At 70.7% G+C, this 24,869-nt stretch carries 25 protein-coding genes; 12 read left to right on the top strand and 13 right to left on the bottom strand.

The genetic code is table 11. The annotated features are described in order from the left end of the window. Positions 1-91 precede the first annotated feature (91 nt). Complete coding sequence (locus OHA81_RS20270) at positions 92-2,377, bottom strand: transglycosylase domain-containing protein (protein WP_329197908.1); 2,286 nt, start codon at positions 2,375-2,377, stop codon at positions 92-94. A gap of 242 nt (positions 2,378-2,619) precedes the next feature. On the opposite strand from OHA81_RS20270, the gene OHA81_RS20265 reads away from it, so the two are divergent. Together OHA81_RS20265 and OHA81_RS20260 are read left to right on the top strand one after the other, a co-directional pair. Further along, the gene (locus tag OHA81_RS20265; RefSeq protein ID WP_329197906.1) at positions 2,620-3,540 is read left to right on the top strand and encodes an SPFH domain-containing protein; all 921 of its coding nucleotides are present in this window, start codon (positions 2,620-2,622) and stop codon (positions 3,538-3,540) included. Then, the gene (locus OHA81_RS20260) at positions 3,537-3,815 is read left to right on the top strand and encodes a hypothetical protein (RefSeq protein ID WP_229873444.1); all 279 of its coding nucleotides are present in this window, start codon (positions 3,537-3,539) and stop codon (positions 3,813-3,815) included. Before OHA81_RS20265 ends, OHA81_RS20260 begins: the two co-directional genes overlap by 4 nt. Positions 3,816-3,840: 25 nt before the next feature. On the opposite strand, the gene OHA81_RS20255 is transcribed toward OHA81_RS20260, so the two are convergent. Continuing rightward, positions 3,841-4,821 carry a hydrogen peroxide-inducible genes activator gene (locus OHA81_RS20255; protein ID WP_329197903.1) on the bottom strand — a complete coding sequence of 327 codons (981 nt, stop codon included), beginning with the start codon at positions 4,819-4,821 and terminating at the stop codon, positions 3,841-3,843. Positions 4,822-4,956: 135 nt separating this feature from the next. On the opposite strand from OHA81_RS20255, the gene OHA81_RS20250 reads away from it, so the two are divergent. Beyond that, a complete protein-coding gene (locus OHA81_RS20250; protein WP_030159560.1) occupies positions 4,957-5,511 on the top strand; it encodes a peroxiredoxin in 555 nt (184 codons plus the stop codon). A gap of 2 nt (positions 5,512-5,513) precedes the next feature. Further along, positions 5,514-6,050, top strand: coding sequence for an alkyl hydroperoxide reductase (locus OHA81_RS20245; protein WP_329197901.1), 537 nt, complete (start codon positions 5,514-5,516; stop codon positions 6,048-6,050). Between the two features lie 102 nt (positions 6,051-6,152). Here the strand turns inward: OHA81_RS20245 and OHA81_RS20240 are convergent, their stop codons facing one another. From OHA81_RS20240 to OHA81_RS20225, 4 genes are all read right to left on the bottom strand, one after another. Continuing rightward, positions 6,153-7,490: an AI-2E family transporter gene (locus tag OHA81_RS20240; RefSeq protein ID WP_329197899.1), complete on the bottom strand. Its 1,338-nt coding sequence runs from the start codon at positions 7,488-7,490 to the stop codon at positions 6,153-6,155. 131 nt (positions 7,491-7,621) lie between these two features. Then, on the bottom strand, positions 7,622-8,329 hold the full coding sequence (locus OHA81_RS20235; RefSeq protein ID WP_329197897.1) for a transglycosylase SLT domain-containing protein: 708 nt from the start codon (positions 8,327-8,329) through the stop codon (positions 7,622-7,624). A 434-nt stretch (positions 8,330-8,763) separates the two neighbouring features. Further along, positions 8,764-10,080, bottom strand: a complete 1,317-nt coding sequence (locus OHA81_RS20230; RefSeq protein ID WP_329197895.1) for a PhoH family protein — start codon at positions 10,078-10,080, stop codon at positions 8,764-8,766. Between the two features lie 328 nt (positions 10,081-10,408). Next, positions 10,409-11,170, bottom strand: coding sequence for an isoprenyl transferase (locus tag OHA81_RS20225; RefSeq protein ID WP_136216151.1), 762 nt, complete (start codon positions 11,168-11,170; stop codon positions 10,409-10,411). 127 nt (positions 11,171-11,297) lie between these two features. On the opposite strand from OHA81_RS20225, the gene mgrA reads away from it, so the two are divergent. After that, a complete protein-coding gene (gene mgrA / locus OHA81_RS20220) occupies positions 11,298-12,335 on the top strand; it encodes an L-glyceraldehyde 3-phosphate reductase (RefSeq protein WP_329197891.1) in 1,038 nt (345 codons plus the stop codon). Between the two features lie 160 nt (positions 12,336-12,495). On the opposite strand, the gene OHA81_RS20215 is transcribed toward mgrA, so the two are convergent. Beyond that, the gene (locus OHA81_RS20215) at positions 12,496-13,233 is read right to left on the bottom strand and encodes an A24 family peptidase (RefSeq protein WP_329197889.1); all 738 of its coding nucleotides are present in this window, start codon (positions 13,231-13,233) and stop codon (positions 12,496-12,498) included. 92 nt (positions 13,234-13,325) lie between these two features. Between OHA81_RS20215 and OHA81_RS20210 the strand changes: the two genes are divergently transcribed. The 3 genes from OHA81_RS20210 (at position 13,326) to OHA81_RS20200 (ending at position 15,984) form a co-directional block, all read left to right on the top strand. After that, positions 13,326-13,754, top strand: coding sequence for a DUF192 domain-containing protein (locus tag OHA81_RS20210; protein WP_329202415.1), 429 nt, complete (start codon positions 13,326-13,328; stop codon positions 13,752-13,754). A gap of 36 nt (positions 13,755-13,790) precedes the next feature. Then, a complete protein-coding gene (locus OHA81_RS20205) occupies positions 13,791-14,408 on the top strand; it encodes an SMI1/KNR4 family protein (RefSeq protein ID WP_329197887.1) in 618 nt (205 codons plus the stop codon). Positions 14,409-14,712: 304 nt separating this feature from the next. Further along, the gene (locus OHA81_RS20200; protein WP_329202413.1) at positions 14,713-15,984 is read left to right on the top strand and encodes an extracellular solute-binding protein; all 1,272 of its coding nucleotides are present in this window, start codon (positions 14,713-14,715) and stop codon (positions 15,982-15,984) included. A 156-nt stretch (positions 15,985-16,140) separates the two neighbouring features. Here OHA81_RS20200 and OHA81_RS20195 read toward each other — a convergent pair whose 3' ends face one another. Then, positions 16,141-16,767: a hypothetical protein gene (locus OHA81_RS20195; RefSeq protein WP_329197885.1), complete on the bottom strand. Its 627-nt coding sequence runs from the start codon at positions 16,765-16,767 to the stop codon at positions 16,141-16,143. Positions 16,768-16,941: 174 nt separating this feature from the next. Between OHA81_RS20195 and OHA81_RS20190 the strand changes: the two genes are divergently transcribed. Next, on the top strand, positions 16,942-18,075 hold the full coding sequence (locus OHA81_RS20190; RefSeq protein WP_329197883.1) for a serine hydrolase domain-containing protein: 1,134 nt from the start codon (positions 16,942-16,944) through the stop codon (positions 18,073-18,075). Between the two features lie 87 nt (positions 18,076-18,162). Here OHA81_RS20190 and OHA81_RS20185 read toward each other — a convergent pair whose 3' ends face one another. Then, positions 18,163-18,978 (bottom strand): polysaccharide deacetylase family protein, encoded by an 816-nt coding sequence (locus OHA81_RS20185; RefSeq protein ID WP_329197881.1) that lies wholly within the window; start codon positions 18,976-18,978, stop codon positions 18,163-18,165. Between the two features lie 219 nt (positions 18,979-19,197). Continuing rightward, the gene (locus OHA81_RS20180) at positions 19,198-20,772 is read right to left on the bottom strand and encodes an MDR family MFS transporter (protein ID WP_443056590.1); all 1,575 of its coding nucleotides are present in this window, start codon (positions 20,770-20,772) and stop codon (positions 19,198-19,200) included. Positions 20,773-20,902: 130 nt separating this feature from the next. Here OHA81_RS20180 and OHA81_RS20175 point away from each other — a divergent pair, with 130 nt between their 5' ends. After that, on the top strand, positions 20,903-21,484 hold the full coding sequence (locus OHA81_RS20175; protein ID WP_329197879.1) for a TetR/AcrR family transcriptional regulator: 582 nt from the start codon (positions 20,903-20,905) through the stop codon (positions 21,482-21,484). A gap of 14 nt (positions 21,485-21,498) precedes the next feature. Here OHA81_RS20175 and OHA81_RS20170 read toward each other — a convergent pair whose 3' ends face one another. Further along, positions 21,499-22,017: an ATP-binding protein gene (locus OHA81_RS20170; RefSeq protein ID WP_329197877.1), complete on the bottom strand. Its 519-nt coding sequence runs from the start codon at positions 22,015-22,017 to the stop codon at positions 21,499-21,501. A gap of 251 nt (positions 22,018-22,268) precedes the next feature. Here OHA81_RS20170 and OHA81_RS20165 point away from each other — a divergent pair, with 251 nt between their 5' ends. Both OHA81_RS20165 and OHA81_RS20160 read left to right on the top strand, forming a co-directional pair. Further along, positions 22,269-23,120, top strand: coding sequence for a helix-turn-helix domain-containing protein (locus tag OHA81_RS20165; protein ID WP_329197875.1), 852 nt, complete (start codon positions 22,269-22,271; stop codon positions 23,118-23,120). A gap of 10 nt (positions 23,121-23,130) precedes the next feature. Next, positions 23,131-23,322: a hypothetical protein gene (locus OHA81_RS20160; protein WP_329197873.1), complete on the top strand. Its 192-nt coding sequence runs from the start codon at positions 23,131-23,133 to the stop codon at positions 23,320-23,322. Here OHA81_RS20160 and OHA81_RS20155 read toward each other — a convergent pair. Together OHA81_RS20155 and OHA81_RS20150 are read right to left on the bottom strand one after the other, a co-directional pair. Further along, complete coding sequence (locus OHA81_RS20155; protein WP_329197871.1) at positions 23,317-24,117, bottom strand: alpha/beta fold hydrolase; 801 nt, start codon at positions 24,115-24,117, stop codon at positions 23,317-23,319. The genes OHA81_RS20160 and OHA81_RS20155 overlap by 6 nt on opposite strands. A gap of 113 nt (positions 24,118-24,230) precedes the next feature. After that, positions 24,231-24,866, bottom strand: a complete 636-nt coding sequence (locus tag OHA81_RS20150; RefSeq protein WP_329197869.1) for an OmpA family protein — start codon at positions 24,864-24,866, stop codon at positions 24,231-24,233. Between the last annotated feature and the right edge of the window lie 3 nt (positions 24,867-24,869).

Genomic DNA, 24,869 nt, shown 5'->3' with positions numbered 1-24,869 from the left:
CCGCCGACAGGACACCGCCGAAACGGCCCCGCAGAAACGACACCGCCCCGCGACGATCACGTCGCGGGGCGGTTTCCCGTTCTCCGGCCCGTCAGGGCTGTCGCTGCTGCTCCTGCGGCGGCGGCGGGAAGAGGAACGACTTCGTCGGATCCGGGGTCTTCGTCGGGTCCTTCGTCGGCTTGGTCGGGTCGGCCGTCTTCGTCGGGTCCTTGGTGTGGCTGCTCGGGTCGCCGGTCTTCGTGGGGCTCGTGGTGGTCGTCGGCGACTTGGTGCTCCCCGTCGCCGTGGCGGTCGGGCTCGGGTCCTTGGTGGGCGCCGCACTGCGGGTGGGCGCCTGGACGGGGCCCATGTCCGCGTCCGACAGGTCGAACTCGTCGGTGCTCACGCCGCTGAGGGCGGACTGGGTGTACGCCTTCCAGATGTCGGCGGGGAAGCTGGAGCCGCCCGCGCGGCCACCGCCGGCGGTACCGGTCAGGGTGACCTGCTTGTGCGAGTTGGGGTCCTCACCGAACATCGCGACGACGGTGACGAGCTCCGGGGTGTAACCGGTGAACCAGGCCGCCACGTTGGACTCGGTGGTGCCGGTCTTGCCGGCGGCCTCGTAGGCGTCGCTCTTCACGGCTCGGCCGGAGCCGTTCTCGACCACGCCCGTGAGCACCTTGGTGACGGTGTCGGCGGTCTTGTGGCTGAGGACCTGGCCGCCGATGGGACTGCCCGGGTTGTACGTGGCGTCCTTGCGCTCGGCCTTCTTGACGATGGTCGGGGTGACCTTCTTGCCGTGGTTGTCGAAGGTGGCGTAGACGCCGGCCATTTCCACGGTGTCGGCGCTCATGGTGCCCAGCGACATGGCCGGCTTGTCCTCGGGCCAGCCGTCGCGGTCCTGCATGCCGAGGGCGAGCGCCTGCTTCTTCACGTTCGGCGGCTTGGCGTCCACGATCATCTGGGCGTAGACGGAGTTCACGGAGGAGTTGGTGGCCTCCTGGACCGTGAGCATCGGGTCGCCGTAGTTGTGGTCGTCCTGGTTCTGCGGGGCGAACGCGACGGGGCTGCCGACGACGGGGCGCTTGCTCGTGCCGTCGTAGAGGGTGTTCGGGGTGATCTTGCGGCCGTCCTGGGTGGTCGCCCCGGTCTCCAGCGCGGTGGCCAGCACGACCGGCTTGAAGGTCGAGCCGGGCTGGAAGTCCTTGCGCAGCGCGTTGCTGTCGTACTTCTCGCTCAGGCCCGTGCCGCCGTACATCGCGACGATCGCGCCGGTCTTCGGGTCCACCGAGGTGGCGCCGGCCTGCACGCTCTGGTCCTGCGGCCTTTGCTCGACGTTCTTGCGTTCGAGCTGGGACTCCAACTTGTCCTGGACCGCCTTCTCCAGGGCGGCCTGCTTCTTCTTGTCGATGTTGAGCGTGAAGGTCCAGCCGCCGGCCGCGATCTGCTCGTCCTTGACGCCGTGGGCGTTCAGCTCGGCGTTGGCCGCCTGGATCAGGTAGCCCTTCTGGCCGTCCATCCCGGGGGCGGGCTTGGGCTTGATGGGCTCCGGCAGCTGGATCGTCTTGCGCGTGGCGGGGTCCAGTTTGCCCATCTCGACCATGTTGTCGAGCACGGCGTTGAAGCGGACGTTCACCAGGTGCCTGCCGTTGGGGCCCGCGAACGCCAGGTCGTACTGGCTGGGGGCCTGGATGACGGCGGCGAGGTACGCGCCCTGCGCGAGGGTCAGCTTGTCGGCGTCGACGCCGTAGAAGGCCTGGGCGGCGGCCTGGATGCCGTAGGCGTTGCGGCCGTAGAAGTTGGTGTTGAGGTAGCCGGCGAGGATGTCGTTCTTCGACATGCGCTGGTCGACCTTGATGGCGATCACCAGCTCGCGGAGCTTGCGGGACGCCGACTGGTCCTGGGTGAGGTAGTAGTTCTTGACGTACTGCTGGGTGATCGTCGAACCGCCGGCCGTGCCCTTGCCGCGGAGGGTGTTGAACAGGCCGCGGCCCACACCCATCAGGTCGACGCCGCTGTCCTTGTAGAAGGACTTGTTCTCGATGGCGATGAACGCCGTCCGCACGTCCTCGGGGATCTTGTCGAGCGGGACGATGACACGGTTCTTCTCTCCCGTGCGCGCCATGATCGAGCCGTCGGCGTACTTGTAGGTGTTGCTCTGGAGCACCGCGTCGTTGCGGGGGTCCGGCGGCTCCACCATGAAGTAGGCGGCGATCGCACCCGCCACCAGGAGCAGGATCGTCCCGAAGAAGGCTCCGAGGATCTTCTTCCAGGTGAAGAAGCGGCGTATGCCGGTGCGTTTACCGGACGCCTTGTCCGCGCGCCCGCCTGGGCGCCCGCTCGGTGCCTTCTGCGCACCGCGCTGCTGCTGCGCCCGTCGCGCTTCTGCTCGGCCCATCGCTCCCGCTCCGCTCGATTACCCCCCCGACGTCAGCTCAGAAAACTAACACCGCAGGCTGTGACAAAGGTTGGCTAACCCTGATCAATTCCGGTCATTTCGGACGTGAGAATCAGCACCCACATCACTGGAACCGACGCACTTGAGGCCCCAAGGGTTGCGGTGGGGGCAAAAAGTGATATCACTTTGCTAGAAGCTCCGGCCGAACCGGGCCGGGCATCACCGACAAACGGGGGCGCACCATGACCACTGCATCCGGCCGGATCGACGGTTCGTCCGGTGACATAAGGGAGTTCACCGCGCACAGCATCGGCGGCGGCCCGGCCCTGCTGCTCGGCCTGGCGGGCCTCGCGGGCGGTGCCGGCCTGGTGCTCCTCGGCTCGGTGATGGGCTCGGACGCGCTCAAGGTGGCCTTGATCGCGGTGGGCATCCTGCTGGCCGTCTCGGCGTTCTTCGCGATGAGCGGGCTCAACACGATCGCCCCCGGGCAGGCGCGGGTCGTACAGCTCTTCGGCCGCTACCGGGGGACGATCCGGACCGAGGGGCTGCGCTGGGTCAACCCGCTGACCAGCCGCGAGAAGGTCTCCACCCGCGTCCGCAACCACGAGACGAACGTCCTCAAGGTCAACGACGCGTACGGCAACCCCATCGAGCTGGCGGCGGTCGTGGTGTGGCGGGTGGAGGACACGGCCCGCGCGGTGTTCGAGGTCCAGGACTTCACCGAGTTCGTCGAGACGCAGACCGAGACGGCCGTGCGGCACATCGCCATCGAGTACCCCTACGACGCCCACGAAGAGGGCGGCCTCTCGCTGCGCGGCAACGCCGAGGAGATCACCCGCAAGCTCGCGGACGAGCTCTCGACCCGCGTCGAAGCCGCGGGCGTGCACATCATCGAGTCCCGCTTCACGCATCTCGCGTACGCTCCCGAGATCGCCTCCGCGATGCTCCAGCGCCAGCAGGCCGGGGCCGTGGTGGCGGCCCGCCGGGAGATCGTCGAGGGCGCGGTGGGCATGGTGGAGCTGGCCCTGACCCGCCTGGCGGAGGAGGACATCGTGGACCTGGACCCGGAGCGCAAGGCCTCCATGGTGTCGAACCTGATGGTGGTCCTCTGCGGCGACCGCGCGGCCCAGCCCGTCCTCAACACCGGCACGCTCTACCAGTGAGTCCCGCCGGCGGCGCGCCCCGCTCCGGACCCGGCCCGGCCGAGGAGCCGGAGCGGGGCGCGCGTGCGGGGCGCCAGGCGCGCAAGCAGGTGCTGCTGCGGCTGGACCCGCAGGTGTACGAGGCGCTGGCGCGCTGGGCGGGTGAGGAGCTGCGCAGCGCGAACGCCCAGATCGAGTTCCTGCTCCGGCGCGCCCTCGCCGAGTCCGGCCGCCTCCCGGGCGGCGCGGCCCCGATCCCGCCCCGCGGCCGGCCCCGGGCCGATCCCGAGTCCTGAACGGGCCGGCGGGTGCGGGGCCGGCTCAGGCCTGGTCGGTCGGCCAGACCGGGAGCGGGCGTACTGCTTCCCGCAGCGAGGCGGCGATCGCCGTGAACTCCTCCTGGCGGGCGGTCCCGGTCCGCATGGCCAGCGCGATGCGCCGCGAGGGGGCCGGCTCGGCGAAGTAACCGGTGGCCAGGTATTCGTTGCGGGCGGTCTCCAGGCGCAGCGCCGTACGCGGCAGCAGCGTCACCCCGAGTCCCCCGGCGACGAGTTGCACGAGCGTGGAGAGCCCGGCCGCGGTGGTGGTGACGTCCGCCCCGGCCGTGCGCCCGGCCTCCCGGCAGATGTCCAGGGCCTGGTCCCGCAGGCAGTGGCCCTCGTCGAGCAACAGCAGCTGGAGCTCGCGCAGTTCCTCGCGGGGGATGTCCCTGCGCCCGGCGAGGGGGTGCTCCCTGGGTGCGAGCAGGACGAAGTCCTCGTCGAAGAGCGGGAGTTCGGTGACCCCGGGGACGCCGAGCGGTACCGCGAGCAGCAGCAGGTCGAGGCGTCCGCCGGCCAGTCCCTCCAGCAGCGAGGCCGTCTGCTCCTCGTGCACCTGGAGGTCCATGCCGGGGTAGCGGCGGTGGAACAGCCCGAGCACGGTCGGCAGCAGGTACGGGGCCACGGTGGGGATCACACCGAGCCGCAGCATCCCCGTGAAGGGCGCGCGCACCGCCTCGGACTCCTCCAGCAGGGCGCCCATCGCGTCGAGCACGGCCCGCGCCCGGGCGGCGATCCGCTCGCCGGCCGGGGACAGCAGCACCTTGCGGGTGGTGCGCTCCAGCAACCGGACGCCGAGGGCCTCCTCCAGGGCGGAGACGGCACCGGACAGGGCCGGCTGGCTCATCCCGATCGCCGCGGCGGCGTCGCGGAAGTGCAGGTGCTCGGCGACGGCGGCGAAGGCGCGCAGCTGCGCGAGCGTCGCCTGCCGGGCCGAACCGTTCTTCGGTCCGAGCTTCGCTCCCCTATTACCGATAGCCACTGATAGGCACCTCCGATCACCAAGCACAAGAGTAGCTATTTCTGTAATCAATGCAGCTGTGCCAGCATGTGAGATCCGTCCAACCCCCTTGGAAAGCCCCCAAAAGGGTTACTTTCCTGTCCGCAAGGAGAGCACGTGCTCACTGTCGGTGACAAGTTCCCCACCTACGATCTGACCGCCTGCGTCTCGCTCGAAGCCGGCAGCGAGTTCGCGCAGATCGACCACAAGACCTACGAGGGCAAGTGGCGCGTGGTGTTCTTCTGGCCGAAGGACTTCACCTTCGTCTGCCCGACCGAGATCGCCGCCTTCGGCAAGCTCAACGAGGAGTTCCAGGACCGGGACGCCCAGATCCTCGGCGTCTCCGGCGACTCGGAGTTCGTCCACCACGCCTGGCGCAAGGACCACGCCGACCTGCGTGACCTGCCCTTCCCGATGCTGGCCGACTCCAAGCACGAGCTCATGCAGGCCTGTGGCGTGCAGGGCGAGGACGGCTTCGCGCAGCGCGCCGTCTTCATCGTCGACCAGAACAACGAGATCCAGTTCACGATGGTGACCGCCGGTTCCGTGGGCCGTAACCCCAAGGAGGTCCTGCGGGTCCTCGACGCCCTGCAGACCGACGAGCTGTGCCCCTGCAACTGGAACAAGGGCGAGGGCACCCTGGACGCCGGCGCGCTGCTGGCCGGTGAGTGACGATGTCCCTCGACTCCCTCAAGGCCGCCGTCCCGGACTTCGCCAAGGACCTGAGGCTGAACCTCGGTTCGGTCATCGGCAACAGCGACCTGCCGCAGCAGCAGCTGTGGGGCACGGTCCTGGCCTGCGCGATCGCCGCCCGCTCCGCGCGCGTCCTGCGTGAGCTGGAGCCGGAGGCGAAGGCGGCCCTGTCGCCGGAGGCGTACACCGCCGCCAAGTCCGCGGCCGCGGTCATGGCGATGAACAACGTCTTCTACCGGACCCGGCACCTGCTGTCCGACCCGGAGTACGGCACCCTGCGCGCGGGCCTGCGGATGAACATCATCGGCAACCCGGGTGTGGAGAAGGTCGACTTCGAGCTGTGGTCGCTCGCGGTCTCCGCGATCAACGGCTGCGGCCAGTGCCTCGACTCGCACGAGCAGGTGCTGCGCAAGGCCGGTGTCGGCCGCGAGACGGTCCAGGAGGCCTTCAAGATCGCCTCGGTGATCCAGGCCGTCGCCGTCACCCTCGACGCCGAGGACGCCCTCGCCGCCGAGTAGGCACCCCTCGTACGCGTACGACCACCAAGGCCCCCGCCGCCGTCCACCGGCAGCGGGGGCCTTGTCGGTTCCGCGGACCCGAGGAGCCCGCCCCGACGGGGACTACGCGTGCGCGCCCTGGTCCCGCTCGGCCTGCGGCAGGGCCGTGGCGCCGTGCGGGCCCGGGCCCGTCGCGGCGGCCGCCGCGCGCTGCTGGTCGCGCGAGTACGCCCGCAGGTACACCACGACGGTGTTGGTGACGGCCACCAGCGGCACGGCGACCACCGCACCGCCGATGCCGGCGACCATCCCGCCGGCCGCCACCGCCAGCACCACCGCGAGCGGGTGCACCCGTACGGCGCGGCCCAGGATGAACGGCTGGAGCACGTGCCCCTCCAGCTGCTGCACCGCCAGCACCACCGCGAGGACCATCAGGGCGATGAACGGCCCCTGGGTCACCAGGGCCACCACCACGGCCAGGGCGCCGGAGACGACCGCGCCGACGAGCGGGATGAAGGCGAACAGGAAGATGAAGACGGCGAGCGGTACCGCCATCGTGACGTCGAGGAAGTACAGCCCGAGGCCGATGAAGACGGCGTCGATGAGGGCGACGAGCACGGTGCCCCGGACGTATGCGGTCAGCGTGCGCCAGGCACGCGGGCCGGCGCCGGCGACCCCGGGGCGGGCCGCGCGCGGGACCAGGCCGAGCACCCAGGTCCAGATGCGCTTGCCGTCGTAGAGCAGGAAGAGCGTCGAGAACATCGAGAGCAGGATGCCCGTGAGTACCTCGACGAGCACCGTCACGCCCTGCAGGCCGGCGGAGGTGATCTGCTCGGTGTTGGTGCCGATGGTGTCGGTGAGGCTCTTCGCGATGTCGTTGATCTGCTTCTCGGTGACGTGGAACGGGCTGTCCAGCAACCAGAGTTTGAGTTCGTCGATGCCCTCGCGCACCCGGGCGGAGAGGGTGTCGAGGTTCTCCATGACCTGCCAGACCACGAACCAGCCGACCAGGCCGATCACGACGAAACCGAGGATCGCGGTCACGGCCGTGGCGAGCCCGCGCGGCAGCCCGAGCCTGCGCAGTCGTACGACGAAGGGCTGGAGCAGGGCGGTGACGAGCAGGGCGGCGGAGAAGGCGAGCACCACGAGGCGGACCTCGCTGATCACCTTCATCAGCACCCAGAGCATCCCGGCCAGGAGCAGCAGCCGCCAACTGGCCTCGGCGGCCACCCGCATGCCCCACGGGATGACCGTCACCGGGTCGGGCCGCTCCCGCCAGCCGGAGGCGCCACCGGGGGCCACCACGGTCGCGGGCACCGGTCCGTCCATGGGGAGCGGGACGGGGACGGGCACGTCGACGGCGGTCTCCGCCTCGACCTCGGCCCGCCGTTCGTCCAGCCGCGCGCCGATCTGGCTGAGCCCTCTGCCGATCCGGCCGAGCCAGCCTGCCCTCTTCGTCATGTCTTTCCCTTTCCCCCCGACCGCGGACGCACTCGCCCGACCGTACACGCGCGGGAGCCCCGCACCGTAGGACGGTGCGGGGCTCCCCGAGGTTGTTCGCCGCAGCCGGGTTCCCGAGGCGGCTCGCAGACTCAGTACCAGCCGTTGCTCTGGTGGAAGCTCCAGGCGCTGCACGGGCTGCCGTACCGGTCGTTCATGTAGCCCAGGCCCCACTGGATCTGCGTGGCCGGGTTGGTGCGCCAGTCGGCGCCCGCCGAGGCCATCTTGGAGCCGGGCAGGGCCTGGACCAGGCCGTAGGCGCCCGAGGAGGAGTTCACGGCCTGGTAGTTCCAGGTCGATTCCTCGTTGATGATGTTGGAGAAGCACTGGAACTGGCCGGCCGGCACGATCTGGCGGGCGATTTCCTTGACCTGGGCGACCGTGTAGGAGCCCTGGACGGCGAAGTCTCCGGCGCTGCGCGTCGCGGAGCGGCTGGCGACCTGCTCCTCGTCGCGCTTCTTCGCTTCCGCTTCGGCCTGCTTCTTCTTCTCCGCGGCCTCGGCGTCCGTCTTCTTCGCCTTGGCGTCCTGCGCGGCCTGGACGCGTGCCGCTTCCTCGGCCGAGCGCTTGGCGTCGGCGTCGGCGGCGTGGGCGATGGCGTCGGCCTGCTGCGTCAGGGACGCGCTCTGGACCTGCGCCTGGTCGCCGACCGGGATGTCAGTGAGGAGAGTCGTTCCGGCGGCGGTCGTTTCGATGTCGTTCGGGGTGGCGTCGCCCGCTGCAACGCCTACGACTGCGCCGACGGTGGTGACCGCGGTGGCCGAAGCCACTGCGAACCCCCGGACCGAGATCCGGCTCACACGGTGTCCTTCCAGCAGCGTCCGCAGTGACCGCGCGGGCGCAATAGTGCCCCTCGACACTGGCCTCCATGAATCTGCGGTCACTGGAGGCGCGGACCCGGGGCAACTCCCTCGCGGGAGCTGCCGTCTAGCTCGGGCGGCATACGGCGACCGGCTCTGGAGTTGTTGGTGTGCGCGTACCTCGCGAGAGGTACAGAAGTGCCGTATGCGGGGCCTGACGGAAAGCAGACTCTGCCGGACCGCGACGCCGCAGGGCAATTCCACGTTGCGTGGGAAAGGTCACACCTGCCCGAACGCCCCCGATTGCGGCGAAGACCTGTGCAGCACGACGCCGCCCGGCTAGGCTGCTGGACCTTTGTCGGGCGGCGCCAACTCATCGTGCACCTATGGGGTTTCTGCCCCTTTTCGCCGTCAGGGCCGACGGGCGGCCCCCGTCACAGCGCCTCCAGCATCTCGGTGACGAGCGCGGCGATCGGGGAGCGCTCGGAACGCGTCAGCGTGACGTGCGCGAACAGCGGGTGCCCCTTGAGCTTCTCAACGACCGCGACCACCCCGTCGTACCGGCCGACCCTCAAGTTGTCCCGCTGGGCCACGTCGTGGGTCAGGACGACCCGCGAGTTGGCACCGATCCGGGACAGCACGGTCAGCAGGACGTTGCGCTCCAGCGACTGGGCCTCGTCCACGATCACGAAGGCGTCGTGCAGCGAACGGCCCCGGATGTGCGTGAGGGGCAGGACCTCCAGCATCCCGCGGTTCAGCACCTCCTCGATGACCTCCCGCCCGGCGACGGAGGAGAGGGTGTCGAAGACCGCCTGCGCCCAGGGGCTCATCTTCTCGGCGGCGTCGCCCGGCAGGTAGCCGAGGTCCTGCCCGCCCACCGCGTACAGCGGCCGGAAGACCATCACCTTCTGGTGCTGCCTGCGCTCCAGGACCGCCTCCAGGCCCGCGCACAGCGCCAGCGCCGACTTTCCGGTGCCGGCCCGGCCGCCCATGGAGAGGATCCCGATCTCGGGATCGAGCAGCAGGTCCAGGGCGATGCGCTGCTCGGCGCTGCGGCCGTGCAGCCCGAAGGCCTCGCGGTCGCCGCGCACGAGGCGGACGTTGCCGTCCGCCGTGACCCGGCCGAGCGCCTTGCCCCGCTCGGACTGGAGGACGAGCCCGGTGTGGACCGGCAGTTCGGCGGCCTCCGGCACGTAGAGCCGCTCCTCCGAGAAGAGCAGGTCGACCTGTTCCCCGGAGAGCGCGAGCTCGCTCATGCCGGTCCAGCCGCTGTCGGTGATCGCGAGCTCGGCCCGGTACTCCTCGGCGAGCAGCCCCACCGAGGAGGCCTTGATGCGCAGCGGCAGGTCCTTCGAGACCACCGTGACGTCGTAGCCCTCGGCCTGGAGGTTGCGGGCGACGGCCAGGATGCGGGAGTCGTTGTCCCCCAGCCGGAAGCCCGCCGGCAGGACGCCGGGGTCGGAGTGGTTGAGTTCGACGCGCAGGGTGCCGCCCAGATCGCCCAGCGGGATGGGGGCGTCGAGGCGACCGTAGCGGACCCGGAAGTCGTCGAGCAGGCGCAGGGCCTGGCGCGCGAAGTAGCCGAGTTCGGGATGGTGCCTCTTGGCCTCCAGCTCGGTGATCACCACGATCGGGAGCACGACCTCGTGCTCCTCGAAGCGGGATACCGCGTTGGGGTCTGCCAGCAGGACGCTGGTGTCGAGGACGTAGGTCCGCCTGTCGGGCAGGCGGCGCTTTGTGCTGGTCACCACGGAAGGACGTACCCCCTCGGAAGAGGTCGGGCCATGAAGACCGGACCGGTCATCGGCACCCATGCGCGGGCCGAATTCCGGCCCTCCACTACGTCCGTGCGAACCGCACGCGCGTCCTGGTGCAAAGGGCCTCCCGGGCGGACGGCCCCATGCCGTCCGCTGAGACTCGACACCCGTGGATCGGGCGTCGACCTGCTAGGGGTATGCCCTCGAACCGGTGCGCCCATGCCATGGCATATGACGGACGCTCGGTGAACCGCTGGTGAAGGCTTCGCGACGGGAGGGGGAGGCACCCGGACGGCCCCGAGGGGGCGTCAGGTCCCGCGGCTCAGGTGCCGTACCGGCGGTGGCGCGCGGCGTAGTCGCGCAGGGCCCGCAGGAAGTCGACCTTGCGGAAGGCCGGCCAGAAGACCTCGCAGAAGTAGTACTCCGAATGGGCGCTCTGCCACAGCATGAAACCGGACAACCGCTGCTCGCCGCTGGTGCGGATCACCAGGTCGGGGTCGGGCTGGCCGCGCGTGTAGAGGTGCTCGGCGATGTGGTCGATGTCCAGGACCTCGGCGAGCTCCTCGAACGAGGTGCCCTTCTCGGCGTGCTCCAGCAGCAGCGAGCGGACCGCGTCCGCGATCTCCTGCCGGCCGCCGTAGCCCACCGCGACGTTGACGAGTATCCCCTCGACGTCGTGCGTGGCCTGCTCGGCCTCCTTGAGCACCGTCTGGGTTCCGGCCGGGAGGATGTCCAGGTTGCCGACGTGGTGGACCCGCCAGCGGCCGTCCGCGGCGAGGCCCCGCACGGTGTTCTCGATGATGTTGAGCAGCGGACGGAGCTCGACTTCCGGCCGGTCCAGGTTGTCGGTGGAGAGCATCCACAAGGTGACGACCTCGACGTCCGTCTCGGTGCACCAGCCCAGCATTTCGGAGATCTTGTCGGCCCCGGCCTGGTGGCCCTGTTCCGTCGTGCCTCCGGACGCCTTCGCCCAGCGCCTGTTCCCGTCCAGGATCACGCCGATGTGCTTGGGCGACGCGTCGTGGTCGAGGCGGCCTTCCACCCGGCGTGCGTAGAGCCTGTACACCAGGTCGCGCAGCTTCACGATCTTCCAGCCCCTCCGTGCGTCCCCCGTGCGGATTGCGGTCCCTACCCCCGAGCCGCCACATTACTGCGCGCCGGGATCGGGTACCCAACTCGGCCGGTCACAGGTCCGTGATAGGGAGGACAACGTGACTGATACCAATCCCTATCGGGCAGAGCCCTCGCGCTACGACTCCATGGAGTACCGCCGCACCGGCCGCAGCGGCCTCAAACTCCCCGCCGTCTCCCTCGGCCTGTGGCACAACTTCGGCGACGACAAGTCGCTCGAGTCGCAGCGTTCCATCCTGCGCCGCGCCTTCGACCTCGGCGTCACCCACTTCGACCTCGCCAACAACTACGGCCCGCCGCCCGGTTCGGCCGAGCTGAACTTCGGCAAGATCTTCGCGCAGGACTTCGCGTCCCACCGCGAGGAACTGGTGCTCTCCACCAAGGCCGGCTACCTGATGCACCCGGGCCCGTACGGCGAATGGGGCAGCCGCAAGTACCTGCTCGGTTCGCTCGACGCCTCGCTCGAGCGGATGGGCGTCGACTACGTCGACATCTTCTACTCGCACCGCTTCGACCCCGAGACCCCGCTGGAGGAGACCATGGGCGCCCTGGCGTCCGCGGTGCAGCAGGGCAAGGCGCTGTACGTCGGCGTCTCCTCCTACACGGCCGAGCAGACGGCCGAGGCGGCGCGGATCCTCACGGAGATGGGCGTACGTCCCCTCATCCACCAGCCCTCCTACTCCATGATCAACCGCTGGACGGAGGAGGACGGGCTGCTGGACGTCCTGGAGGACGCCGGCATGGGCTGCATCTCCTTCGTGCCGCTCGCGCAGGGGCTGCTGACGGGCAAGTACCTCAAGGGCATCCCCGAGGGCTCGCGGGCCGCCCAGGGCAAGTCGCTGGACCCGGGCCTGCTCTCGGACGACGTCGTGCGCAGGCTCAACGGCCTGAACGACATCGCCGGCCGGCGCGGGCAGTCGCTGGCGCAGCTGGCGCTGAACTGGGTCCTCCGGGACGGCCGGATGACCTCGGCCCTCATCGGCGCGTCGAGCGTGGCGCAGCTGGAGGAGAACGTGGCCGCGCTGGCCGGTCCGCCGCTGAGCCCACAGGAACTGGAGGAGATCGACTCCTACGCGGTCTCGACTCCGGGCACCAACATCTGGGCCCAGCGGGGCTGAGGTCTCCCCGCGGCACTGACCTGCGATTTCGCGGCGGTGCCCGCAGGGGCGGCGAAAAACGAAAAACGGGCCGGTCCGTGGGGGGGATACGGACCGGCCCGAGGGGGGGGTTCCACCATAACCCTTCGTAAAGCATCCTGCGTGCATCGGCGCGAAACGATTACGCTCCGAATCCGCCCAGCAGCATTCCGGTGAGAGCGCCGGCGGCCATGAAGGGTCCGAAGGGGAAGGCCGCCCCGGGTCCCCCGCGGCCGCGCAGCACAAGGGCGAGGCCGTATGCGGCGCCGTAGAGGAAGCCGAGGAACGCCCCCGCGATCCATACCCCCCACCCGTACCACCCAAGAGCGACCCCGAGCGAGAGCGCCAGTTTGACGTCGCCGAAGCCCATCCCGGCGGGGTTGATCAGGAACAGCACGAGGTACGAGGCCCCGAGCGCCGCCCCGCCGAGCAGGGCGAGCCGCCACGACCCGGCGGCGCCGGGCAAGAGGGCCGCGCCGCCGAGCAGTGCGGCGGTGAGCGCGGCGAGCGGCAGGGTCAGCGGGTCGGGCAGCCGGTGCACGGCGAGGTCCACGAGGGCGAGCAGGACCAGGGCGGGCGCGAGCACCACGAAGGCGGCCACCTCGGGGCGCGGGCCCCCGGCCGCGGCGAGGGCGGCGCAGACCGCGCCGGTCAGCGCGGCGGTGCGGGCCCAGGAGGGCCCGTACGGGTGCGGCCGCGCGGGTGACGAGCCCCCCGGGCAGCGGGCGAGGCCGAGCCAGCCGGGCAGCGGGTGGCCCTCGGGGCAGCGGTCCCGCCAGGGCCGGTCCGGCTCCACGGACAGCCGGTAGGCGGCGCGGGGCAGCAGCAGCCCGCCGGTCACGCCGTAGACGGCGGCGAGGATGATCACGGCCAGGCCCATCCGCCGACCGTAGGCCCCGGCGGGCGGCGGGGACATGGGCCCGGGGGCCCATCGGCCGGGACGCGTCGGCGCCTACCCTGACGGACATGGCGATCAGGCGGCACTGGACGGACGGCGAAGCCACCCTCAGGGTCTGCGCACCGCCCGGAGCCGGGGAGTCGGGGGCGGCGGGGTCCCTCGTGGAGGTCCCGCTGGAGATCGCGGCCTCGTACCGGGCCCGCACCCGCGGCCTGCTCGGCCGGGACGGGGTCACCGGGGCCCTGCTGCTGACCCCCGCGGGCAGCGTCCACACCTTCCGGATGCGCTTCGCCATCGACGTGGCGTACCTCGACCGGAACCTCACCGTGATCGCCGTGACCACGATGCCCCCCGGCCGCCTCGGCCTGCCCCGCCCCCGCTCCCGCCACGTCCTGGAAGCCGCGGCCGGCGCCATGGCGGAGTGGCACCTGCGCCCCGGATGCCGGGTGGAAGTGGTGACCGCCGAGCGGGACCGCCTAGGCGACGCGACGCCCCGGGGGTAGGTTGAGGCGGTTGAGCTGGGGTGGCAGGGGAGCGGCATGACGGAGAACGTTGCGGTCAAGGCGCTGGAGCAGATCATGCCCGCGACGCACGGCGCCGACGAGGACATCGACTGGCCCGCCGCGGAGGCGGCCTGGGGGACCCGGTTCCCGGCCGATTTCATCGCGTTCATGGGCCGTTTCGGCTCCGGCTCCATCAACGGCGAGGCCGGCATCCTGCTGCCGCTCCCCAAGCCCGGACTCCAGTGGGCCCCCGCCGAGATGGCGGAGGAGACCGAGAACGCCCGGCAGGTGTGGGAGGCGGAGGGCGGCCGGGCCGCCTTCGACGTGGACCCCGAGTCGATCATCGCCTGGGGCGTCACCGGCGGCTCCGACATCCTGTGCTGGCTGACCGTCGACCCCGACCCGGACCGGTGGCCCGTCCTCGTCATCGGACGGCACAACGCGGACCCGTTCGCCCTCTACCCGTACGGCATGGCCGAATTCCTCTACCGGCTCTGCTCCGACGAGTTCGACGTCAGCCCCGTCAGCATCACGTTCTGGGACGGCGGGCACCTCAGCTTCGTGCACTGGCGCAAGGCCCAGCGCCGCTGGCAGGAGGGCCGCAACCCCGAGACGGGCGAGCCCGACCCGTACGCGGGCGACTTCGCCGACTGAGCGGCGCCGCCGCCGCGGACCCCGGCGGCCCTGACCGACCATCGACCCGTTTCCCAGGCCGGAAACGGGCGTTTCGCCATGTCTACGCGCGTCGGATTTGTTGATCAGATATCGGAAAACACCATAGGGAATAACGCCAGTTGGAGCATTGCCCACAACTGCCGCCCCAATGGGACCAACCGCCCTGCCGTCAGGAGAGAATTCCGGCCAACGGGCCATGAAGGGGACACCTCGGCCCGGAGTAACTCATAAGTAACACCGGGAATCAGAAGAAACTCAGGGGAATCCACCCGTGCGACGAAGAATGTTCGGCCCAACCGCCGGTGCGGCCGTAATCGGCCTATTGATACCTCTCGCAGGCTGTGGCAGCTCCGACGACGGCGCAGGTGACAGCGGCACGCTGCGCCTGGTCGCCGCGGAATACGGCGACAGTCCGGCCACCAGTTCCAAGGTGTACTGGGACAAGGTGACGCAGGACTTCACCGCCGCCAATCCCGGCATCAAAGTCGAGGTGCAGCTGCTTCCCTGGGCCGACATCGACCGCGAGGTCTCCCGCATGGTCAAGGCCGGCCACGCGCCGGACATGGCACTCATGGGCTCGTACTCCGACTTCGCGGCGCAGGGCAAGCTCTATACCGCCGATGACCTCCTCGCCATCACCGCCGAGGCGAACTTCCTCCAGCCCCTCGCCGAGGCCGGTTCGATCGGCAACACCCTCTACGGCCTGCCCTTCGTGGCGAGCAGCCGTCTGCTCTTCTACAACGAGGGCCTGTTCAAGCAGGCCGGAATCCCGGCCCCCAAGACGTGGAACGACCTCAAGGCCGACGCCAAGGCCCTCAAGGAGAAGGGCGTGAAGGTTCCGTACGCCCTTCCCCTGGGCCCTGAGGAGGCGCACGCGGAGGCGCTCATCTGGGAGCTGAGCAACGGCGGCGGCTACGCCGACAGCAGCGGCAACTACAGCCTCGCGTCGGAGCAGAACATAGAGACCTTCGAGTGGGTCAAGGACAACCTGGTCACCCCCGGTCTGACCGGACCCGTCGCTCCGTCGCAGCTCAACCGCGCCGACGCCTTCACCGCGTTCCTGCGCGGCGAGGTCGGCATGGTCAACGGCTACCCGTCGCTCGCCTACGAGGCCCGCGCCAAGGGCATCAGCGTCGGCACCGTCCCCATGCCGGTCTCGAACACGCTCGGGTCGGGCGAGACCCCGCCGACCGTCGGCGTGGCGGACTGGATGATGGCGTTCAAGCAGAACGGCAAGGGGCCGGAGATCGGCAAGTTCCTGGACTTCGTCTACCAGGACAAGAACCTGTCGGACTTCGCCAACCGCTACCACCTGCTGCCCGCGACCGTCACCGCCTCGCGCACCCCGGCGGGCGGCGGCCTCGACAGGAACGACGAGCAGTTCCTGACCGCGCTGCGCGGCGCCCAGCTGTACCCGGTGAACGACCCGTCCTGGGTGACGGTCAGCGACACCATCAAGCGCAACATCGGCCGTGCGGTGGAACCGTCGGGCGACGCCAAGAGCGTCCTGGAGGACATCTCCGCCAAGGCCGCCGCGGCCCGCAAGAAGCACTGAGCGCGATACGCGCTCCTCACCGCACGCCGCCCCCACCCCATGCGGCATCATGACTTCCACGGCCCTTGATCCGAGGCCGCGGCCCCAGCCGCCCTGCGACCACCCACAAGGTGCGCGGGCGGCCGGCCTTCCGAACTCGGCCCGCCCCGGCCCGTTCTACTTGATGTGCCCGTTGTCGTCCGAGAACGCCGTACGGTACTGCTCGCAGCCGGAGTCCCAGGGCAGGGTTCCCCGGAGCGTCCCGTAGCCGGAGCGGGTGAGCGACCACTCCACCGTGTACCGACCGGTGTCGCAGGCGATCCGCTTCCCGCCCGGGACCTTGACCCGGCCCGTGGCCGGCCGGCCGGTCAGCTCCTGGTCCACCTCCGCCGCCTTCGCCCGGCCGGGGGTGAGCAGCACGGCGTGCAGGACGATCGGGTGCTTGCCGTCCTTCGTCGTCACCGCCTTCTTGACGAGCTGGGAGTCGGCGACCGACCACGCGAACTCGTACGAGGGCATCCAGGCGAGCGTCTTGGGGTCGGGGACGTCCCGCTCCCACTGCTGGCCGCCCTTGGATTCGGTCCGCTTGACGGTCTTGTACTGGATGGTCGGGTAGAGGCGGAACTGGGCTTCCACCTTGTGCATGTCGTCCTTCGTCCACATCGACTTCATCGCCTTCTCGCCGCCTGCCGGGTCCTGCAGGTAGGTGCCCTGGGCGGCGGTGGCGGCGGACTGGGCGAGGGCCGGGGCGAGGGCCGCCAGGGCGGCGGAGAGGGCGAGGGCGGCGGTGCGGGTGCGGTTCATGCCCGGACCAACGGGGGCTCGGGGCGGGCCGGAACGACGCCGCGGGCGCGTTCACCCGTAAGGGAGCCGGGGCCGGAGGCGGAGGTGACGGATTCGCGCAGACCCAGGAATACCAGCTGATGAGCGCCAGTTGGGCCGTGCATTCGATACGTACGGGTACCACAGGGGGATTACATGAGCGTGCAGGTGAACGGCACCGTGGCGGCGGGCTGGGAGACGGTCCGGGCCGAGTTCGAGGCCGTGGTGGCGGCCGAGCGGCACTCGCCGGAGGCACAGCTGGCCGTACGCCACCACGGGCGCACGGTCGTCGACCTGTGGGCGGGCGAGGACACCGACGGCGAGACCCTCACCGGCGTCTTCTCGATCAGCAAGGGCGCGGCTCACCTGGTGGTGGCGCTGCTCGTCCAGGACGGCGTGCTGGAACTGGACCGGCCGGTCGTCTCGTACTGGCCGGAGTTCACCGGCGACGGCAAGGAGCGGCTGACGGTGCGGGAGCTGGTCTCGCACCGGGCCGGCCTGGTCAACACCCCCGAGGGCTTCACCATCGAGGAGCTGGCCGACGACGCGCTGGTCGCGGCCCGGCTGGCGGCCACGAAGCCGTACTGGGAGCCGGGGACGGCGTACGGGTACCACGCACTCGTCATCGCCGCGCTGACCGGTGAGGTCGTACGGCGGGTCACCGGCCGCTCGGTCCAGGAGGTCTACGAGGAGCGCGTGCGCGCGCCGTACGGGCTGGACCTGTACCTGGGGTTGCCGGCGGAGGCGGAGTCCCGCTGGAAGCCGGTCCTGGAGGCGCTGCCGACGCCCGCGCAGCTGGAGATCGCGGCGGCGGCGCCGCGGCCCGAGCTGATGCCGATCGCGTTCAACTGGCACACCGATCCGCCGCTGGACCTCGTCGCGTACGCCAACCACCCCCTGGTGAAGGCGCAGGGTCCGGCGTCGGCGGGCGGTGTCGGCACGGCGGCCGCGATCGCGGGCATGTACGCGGCGGCGATCAGCGGGGTCGACGGCCGGCCGGCGCTGCTGCTGCCGCAGACGGTCGCCGAGATCGCGAAGCCGCACACCCCGGGCGAGGACCGGGTGACCTCGGAGGCGGACCACTTCGCGCTGGGCTTCGAACGGCAGCCGGCGGTGGGTCCGGAGGCGTTCGGGCACTGCGGCGCGGCGGGCGCGAACGGCTTCGCGGACCCCGTCACGGGCATCGCGTACGGGTACACGCGCCGCCGCTTCGGCTTCCCGGGCGGTACGGCCCCGGAGAACCTCCCCCTGACCGCGGCGGTGCTGAAGGTGGCCCGGGCGGCCTCCTGACGGCCGGGGCGCGGGTCAGGGCGCGGTGCGGGGCGCGGTGCGGGGCGCAGGCCGCGGCGCGGTGCGGGGCGCAGGCCGGGGCGCGGGTCAGGGCGCGGTGCGGACCGGGAAGCCGGTCGGCCGGCCCTGGCCGGCGAGCCGGTCGAGCACCAGGTCGAGGGCCTGGACGGTCTGGGAGCGGTTGCCCCCGCCGTCGTGGAAGAGCAGGGTCGGCCCGTTCTTCATCTCCCGCTCGACGGTGGCGACGATCGCCGCGACGCCCGGCTTGGCGAAGTCCTTGCTGTCGACGTTCCAGCCGAGCGGGCGCATGCCGTTCTCGGCGGCGAGGCGACGGCTCTGCGGGGTGAAGGCGCCGCCGGGCGCCCGGTAGTACGCGACCTCGGCGGCGCCGCCCGCCGCCCGCTCTATCTGCCGCTTCGCGGCCAGGATCTGCTCCTGCTGGTAGGCGGTGGGCTTCTTGTCCATCGCCGTGTCGTGCGAGGTGGTGTGGTCACAGAGCCGGTGGCCCCCCGCGACGACCTGCTCGACGAGGTCGGGGCGGGCCTCGGCCTGGGGCCCGATCATGCAGAAGGTGGCCTTCACGTCGTGCCGCTTGAGCACGTCGAGGACCTGCGGGGTCCAGCGGGGGTCGGGCCCGTCGTCGATGGTGATGTTGACGGCCCGCGCTCCGCCTTCGGAGGCGTGGGCTATGCCCTCGGGTATGCGCCGGGACGTGTCGTGGGGAGCGGTGGCCCCTGGCGCCGCGGAGGGCCCCCCACCCGCCCGGGGGCTGTCCTGGACCGGTCCGGTGAGGGTCGTCGCTCCCCACACCGTCGCCGCGGCGGCCGCCGCCACTGCCGCTGTCGCGATGGCCGGCCGGGCCGTCGTCGTTCCCCGTCGCCGTCCGCCTGCCGTGAACTTCATGAGCCGTTTCAACTCCCCGCATCGCGTCCGCTTTGTGTGATCCGTCCATAGATCATGACGTCCGCCGCCGGTGAGGAGTTCCGCCCGAAAGGGCGTCAAGTGCCGTGTCGGAGATTTGTCGGTGATCGTCCTTGCGGTGGCGGGGAGTTGGACGCGCGAAAAAAGCCCGGCCCCGGGGGATCGGCGGATCCCCGGGGCCGGGCCTTCATGAGGCACGACTCAGTGGGCGAGGGACTCCTGCGGAGCCTGGGCGGGCTTGCCGCCCTCACCGGCGCCGGCCGCGGCCGGGCCCGCGCCCCGCAGCGGGACCTCCTTGACGAACCAGGCCGCCAGGAAGCCCAGTACGGCGATGGCCGCGCCGAGCAGGAAGGCCGAGTGCGTACCGGCGGCGACCGCGTGCTGGTAGGCCTCGCGCATCACCGCGGGCAGCTTGGCCAGGCTCGCCGCGTCGAGCTGCGCCGAACCCGCCTTGGCGGCGGCGGCCGGCCCGAGCCGGTCGGTCATGGTGTCGGTGACCTGCGAGGTGAACAGCGAACCCATCAGGGCCACGCCGAAGGAACCGCCGAGCGTACGGAAGAGGGTGGCGGAGGACGAGGCGACGCCCATGTCCTTCATGTCCACGCTGTTCTGCGCGACCAGCATCGTGATCTGCATCAGGAAGCCGAGGCCGGCGCCGAGCACCGCCATGTACAGGCCGGAGACCAGTCGGGTGGTGCCGGTGTCCATCGTCGCGAGCAGGAAGAGCCCGACGACCATGAGCGCGCCACCGGCGATCGGGAAGACCTTGTACTTGCCGGTGTTGGTGGTGACCCGGCCCGCGATCAGCGAGACGACCATCATCGAGAGGAGCATCGGCAGGAGCAGCAGGCCCGAGTTGGTGGCGGAGGCGCCCTGCACGGCCTGCTGGAACAGCGGCAGGTAGAGCACGCCGCCGAACATCGCGAAGCCGACGAGGAAGCCGATCACCGACATGAGGGTGAAGTTGCGGCTGCGGAAGATGTGCAGCGGCATGACGGGCTCGGCGGCCTTGGTCTCGGCGTAGAGGAACGCGGCGATCGCGACGACGCCGACGACGATCAGGCCGATGATCTCACCGGAACCCCACGCGTACTCGGTCCCGCCCCAGGTGGTGACCAGCACGGTGGAGGTGATCGCGAGGGTCAGCAGGGCGGCACCCAAGTAGTCGATCTTGCCTTGCGCCTTCTTCTTGGGCAGGTGCAGGACCGCGCTCACCATCGCCAGCGCCACGGCGCCGAGCGGGAGGTTGATGTAGAAGGACCAGCGCCAGCCCATGTGGTCGGTGATGGTGCCGCCGACCAGCGGGCCGCCGATCATGGCCAGGGCCATGACGCCGGCCATCATGCCCTGGTACTTGCCGCGTTCGCGGGGCGGGATCAGGTCGCCGATGATCGCCATGACGCCGACCATCAGACCGCCGGCGCCCAGACCCTGGATCGCGCGGAAACCGATCAGCTGGCCCATGTCCTGGGCCATGCCGCTGAGGGCGGAACCGATCAGGAAGATCACGATGGAGGTGAGGAACGAGCCCTTGCGGCCGTACATGTCGCCGACCTTGCCCCAGATGGGCGTGGAGGCCGCGGTGGCCAGCGTGTACGCCGTGACCACCCAGGACAGGTGCTCCAGCCCGCCGAGCTCGCCGACGATCGTCGGCATCGCCGTACCGATGATCATGTTGTCGAGCATGGCCAGCAACATCGCGATCATGAGGGCCATGAGTACGACGCGGACACTGCGGGGCTTCACCTCCCCGGAGGTCTCCGTATTTTTCGTCATCTCCACCATGTCGTCCACTCCCCTGGCACTTTCCGCACCCGGCCACTTACTTGCCGCCCGGCTAGTTCACTACACTGGTGAAGGTAGACGCGTCACTAGCCGGGCGTCAAGTAAGTTTCTTGGGAGAGTCATGTCCAGCAGCAGTCCGCACCAGCGGCGCGGGAACACGCGCCAGCGCATCCAGGACGTCGCGCTGGAGCTCTTCGCCGAGCAGGGGTACGAGAAGACGTCGCTGCGCGAGATCGCGGAGCGGCTCGATGTCACGAAGGCGGCGCTGTACTACCACTTCAAGACCAAGGAAGACATCATCATCAGCGTCTTCGAGGACCTGACCCAGCCCATCGACGACTTGATCGGCTGGGCCGAGGGCGAGCCGCGCACCCTGGAGACCAAGCGGGAGGTGCTGCGCCGCTACAGCGAGGCGATGGCGGCGGGAACCTCGCTCTACCGGTTCATGCAGGAGAACCAGGCGACGGTGCGGGAGCTCAGCATCGGCGACACCATGAAGAAGCGGCTCTTCGCCCTGGTGGAACTCCTCAGGGCGCCGGACGCACCCCTGGCCGACCAAGTCCGCTGCATCAGCGCGCTGTTCACCCTGCATGCCGGAATGATGTTCCTCCAGCACGTGGAGGGCGACCCCGAGGAGACCCGTAAAGCTGCCCTGGAGGTCGCCACGGACCTCATCGTCCAGGCCCACCACCAGCAGCCGTAACCCCTGGGGGCCGGTCAGGCGGCAAGGTAGCCGACCGCGCCCGTCGCGGGCAGGGCCGCCCACGTGCGCGTACCGCCACCGGGCTCACGCGATCCCTCGATCCCCCAGGCCCCGCCGCACTCCCGGACGACCGCCGCCATCAGCCGCAGCGCGGAGCGCCGGCGCGCCTCGCAGTGCGCGGCGAGGCGGGGGTGCGCGTGGGGGGCGTGGCCGTCGTAGACGGTGAGCCGGAGCGCGCCCTCGCGGTGCCGGACGGACAGGTACAGACTTCGCGCGGGGTCCAAGTACCAGGTCGCCCCGACCAGTTCGCCGGTGACCTGCACGGCGGCCGGCGCGAGCGGGTCGAGCCCGTGGGCGTGCAGGGCGGCGCGTACGGCGCTGCGGGCGATCTGCGCGCTGTGCGGCTCGCCGGGGAGGGTGAGGCTGCACGAGAGGTCGTCGGGGACCGGAGGTCCGGTGGGGGCGGTGGGCACGACCGGGCAGGCGGTGAACCCGCCGGTGGGGGTGGCGGCCGGGTCGAAGGGGCTGGGCATCGGTGACTCCCTGGTGCGACGTTGCTGTTCGGCTGACGTGACTTCGGTGAGTTCGACGCGCACGGGTGGCTGACGCGGGCGGGGAGCGTGGCTCGTCGCCGAGGCCCGAGGCATGCTGCGGCGGTGCACTTCAACTCCCCTGCGTGAGCGGTGCGTTACCCAATGTAGTGCCTGGGTGGACTATTGACCACCTCCTTGCGATGATTCGTTCACTTCTGGAGGCGAAGGTCCCGACACGGCAGACTGCACCCATGCCGCCGAGGATTGCGCCCACCGAACGACAGAAGCGACTGGGCGCCGAGCTGCGCAGGATGAGGCTGGCGGCGGACGTGTCCGCCGAATCCGCCGCAGGGCTGCTCGGCGTCGACCGCTCCAAGGTGTCGGCCATCGAGCAGGGCATCCGGACCATCAGTGAGGAACGGCTCCGGACGCTGGCCTGCCACTGCGACTGCGCGGACGAGGAGTACATCGATGCGCTCGTGGCCATGGCCCAGCCGCGGAAGCGAGGTTGGTGGGAGCGCTACCGGGGCACCCTGTCCGCCGCCATGCTCGACATCGCCGAGACGGAGGCGCACGCCACCCGCATGCGGTGCGCACACTCGGTGCACGTTCCGGGGCTGCTCCAGACCAGCGACCACGCACTCGCCCTCTTCCGGTTCGTCGTACCGACCCTCCCGGAACAAGAGATCGCCCTGCGCTTGGCCCATCGTCTGGAGCGACAGCAGGTGTTGGAGGGTGACTCGGCACCCGAGTACGTCGCGGTCGTCCACGAGGCGGCTCTGCGGATGCGCTTCGGCGGCCGGAAGGTGGCGCGGGCCCAGCTGGAGCACCTGCTGACCGCGTCGGACAGGCCCAACGTGGTCCTGCGCGTCCTCCCCTTCGAGGCGGAAGGGTTCCCCGGCGCGGGCCAGACGGTCAACTACCTGGAGGGCCCGGTCCCGCGGCTGGACACGGTCCAGGTCGACAGCACGCACGGCGCGGACTTCCTGCACACCGAGGCGCAACTGGCGCAGTACCGTTGCCAATTGGACTGGACGGAACGGCTCAGCCTGCCACCCGGCCCGTCCCGGGACTTCATCCACCACCTGGCTCGCGAACTCTGAGGGGACACCGATGGCAGACATCACCTGGGAAGACGCCTTCTGCGGCGAGGGCGCGAGCTGCTACCGGATCGGGGTGGACGGGGACGGCAACAGCTACATCGCCCTCTCCGGCCAAGAGGACACGTACCTCACCGACACCACGGACGCCCTGCGCCAGCTCATCCGGGACATCAAGGCCGGCAAGGCCGACCACCTCCTATGACCGCAGGAACCCCGTGAGGGTGTCGACGTAGGCGTCCGGGTGGGTGACGTGGGGGACGTGACCGGCGCCCTCCAGGGTGACGACCCGCGCCCCCCGCAGCGCCTTGCCGAGCTTGGCGACGATTCCCGGGAACCAGGGCATGCCCTCGCTGCCCGTGGTCAGCAGGGCGGGGCCGGTGTAGCCGGCGGCGAGGCGCGGCAGGTCGATCATGGCCCAAGACGGGTCCGACTGCTCGTCGAGGAAGGTGGGGGCGTTGGCGATGAACGTCTCGCGGATCGGCTCAGGCACCCTGCCCCACTCGCCCGGCCCGGAGACCACCTCTTCCACGAAGCGCCGGGCCGCGGCCGCGTGGTCACCGCCGCGGATGTCCGCGAAGACCGCGTCCAGGCGCAGGCGGGCGGCTTGCGCTTCCTCATCGCCCTCGACGAGACCCAGCAGCGGGGGCTCGTGGGCGGCGAGGGTGCGGAACAGCTCGGGGCGGCGGGCGGCGAGCCCGAGGGCGGTGGACCCGCCGAAGGAACTCCCCGCGACGTGGGCCGGGGCGAGGTCCAGGGTCTCGATGAGCGCCGCGAGGTCGTCCTCGTCTTCCCTGCGGGTCCCCTGGCCGGGCGGGCGCTCGCTGCCGCTGTGACCGCGGCGGTCGTAGACCACCACCCGGTACGACCCGGCCAGGCGCGGGGCGACCAGGCGCCAGGAGTGGTGGTCGACCCAGGACCCGTGGACCAGTACGAGGGGATCACCCTCGCCCGTGACCTCGTAGAACAGTTCCACGCCGTTCACCCGGGTCCGTGGCATGCCGAGTCTCCTCCTCCGCCGGTAGGTCCGCCGGGACACATACCTCGGACGGCGCCCCCTCACACGCGGCGTTAGCCCGGGTGGCGGTGCGCGTGCGGGGGCGAGCGGGCGGCCTACTTCTCGCTGCGGGGGAAGGTGATCTCGACGCGGCGGTTCTTCTTGCGGCCCTCTTCAGTGCCGTTGTCGGCGATCGGGTAGTCCTCGCTGTAACCCCGGACGTCGAAGATGACCCCGGGGCTGGTCACCGTCTTGGCGAGTTCCGCCTGTACGGCGTCGGCGCGCTGCTTGGACAGTTCCTTGCCGTGCTCGTAGCTGCCCTGGTCGTCGGTGAACCCGAAGACCCGGACGCGGGTCGCCTTCTGCTGGTTGATCTCCTGTGCGATGGCCTGGATGCGGGCGGCGGCCTGGGCGTTGAAGACGGCGCTGTCCTCGGGGAAGAGCACCTCGGCCTGCAGGGCCATCATGACGGTCTGGTTGGTCTCCTGCCGCCGCTGCTCCCCGCCGAGGTCCTCGACGACCTCGGCGATGTCGAGCACCTTGATGGGGGCCAGCGTTCCGCCCTGCGGGATCTTGAGGCCGGGCGCGTTGGAGTCGATGGCCACGGGCGCGGCGGCGGAGGGCTCGGTCCCGGGCGGCACGGAAGGCTTGACGTCGTCGGCGTACGCGGTGGTCGCGCCGAGGATGTGGGCGCCGGCGATGACGAGGCCGGCGACGGCGGTCGCGGCGGAGACGCGGTGGCGTTTGGTCATGGG

Origin of the sequence: Streptomyces sp. NBC_00667, from assembly GCF_036226825.1 — a bacterium.
GTDB lineage: Bacteria > Actinomycetota > Actinomycetes > Streptomycetales > Streptomycetaceae > Streptomyces.
This window is presented reverse-complemented; position numbering and strand designations above follow the sequence as displayed.

Excerpts from the sequence above, each read along its gene's own strand:
- OHA81_RS20270 (WP_329197908.1), bottom strand. The coding sequence starts at position 2,377 with ATGGGCCGAGCAGAAGCGCGACGGGCGCAGCAGCAGCGCGGTGCGCAG.
- OHA81_RS20265 (WP_329197906.1), top strand. The coding sequence starts at position 2,620 with ATGACCACTGCATCCGGCCGGATCGACGGTTCGTCCGGTGACATAAGG.
- OHA81_RS20245 (WP_329197901.1), top strand. The coding sequence starts at position 5,514 with ATGTCCCTCGACTCCCTCAAGGCCGCCGTCCCGGACTTCGCCAAGGAC.
- OHA81_RS20240 (WP_329197899.1), bottom strand. The coding sequence starts at position 7,490 with ATGACGAAGAGGGCAGGCTGGCTCGGCCGGATCGGCAGAGGGCTCAGC.
- OHA81_RS20215 (WP_329197889.1), bottom strand. The coding sequence starts at position 13,233 with ATGGGCCTGGCCGTGATCATCCTCGCCGCCGTCTACGGCGTGACCGGC.
- OHA81_RS20205 (WP_329197887.1), top strand. The coding sequence starts at position 13,791 with ATGACGGAGAACGTTGCGGTCAAGGCGCTGGAGCAGATCATGCCCGCG.
- OHA81_RS20200 (WP_329202413.1), top strand. The coding sequence starts at position 14,713 with ATGTTCGGCCCAACCGCCGGTGCGGCCGTAATCGGCCTATTGATACCT.
- OHA81_RS20195 (WP_329197885.1), bottom strand. The coding sequence starts at position 16,767 with ATGAACCGCACCCGCACCGCCGCCCTCGCCCTCTCCGCCGCCCTGGCG.
- OHA81_RS20190 (WP_329197883.1), top strand. The coding sequence starts at position 16,942 with ATGAGCGTGCAGGTGAACGGCACCGTGGCGGCGGGCTGGGAGACGGTC.
- OHA81_RS20185 (WP_329197881.1), bottom strand. The coding sequence starts at position 18,978 with ATGAAGTTCACGGCAGGCGGACGGCGACGGGGAACGACGACGGCCCGG.
- OHA81_RS20180 (WP_443056590.1), bottom strand. The coding sequence starts at position 20,772 with ATGACGAAAAATACGGAGACCTCCGGGGAGGTGAAGCCCCGCAGTGTC.
- OHA81_RS20175 (WP_329197879.1), top strand. The coding sequence starts at position 20,903 with ATGTCCAGCAGCAGTCCGCACCAGCGGCGCGGGAACACGCGCCAGCGC.
- OHA81_RS20170 (WP_329197877.1), bottom strand. The coding sequence starts at position 22,017 with ATGCCCAGCCCCTTCGACCCGGCCGCCACCCCCACCGGCGGGTTCACC.
- OHA81_RS20165 (WP_329197875.1), top strand. The coding sequence starts at position 22,269 with ATGCCGCCGAGGATTGCGCCCACCGAACGACAGAAGCGACTGGGCGCC.
- OHA81_RS20160 (WP_329197873.1), top strand. The coding sequence starts at position 23,131 with ATGGCAGACATCACCTGGGAAGACGCCTTCTGCGGCGAGGGCGCGAGC.
- OHA81_RS20155 (WP_329197871.1), bottom strand. The coding sequence starts at position 24,117 with ATGCCACGGACCCGGGTGAACGGCGTGGAACTGTTCTACGAGGTCACG.
- OHA81_RS20150 (WP_329197869.1), bottom strand. The coding sequence starts at position 24,866 with ATGACCAAACGCCACCGCGTCTCCGCCGCGACCGCCGTCGCCGGCCTC.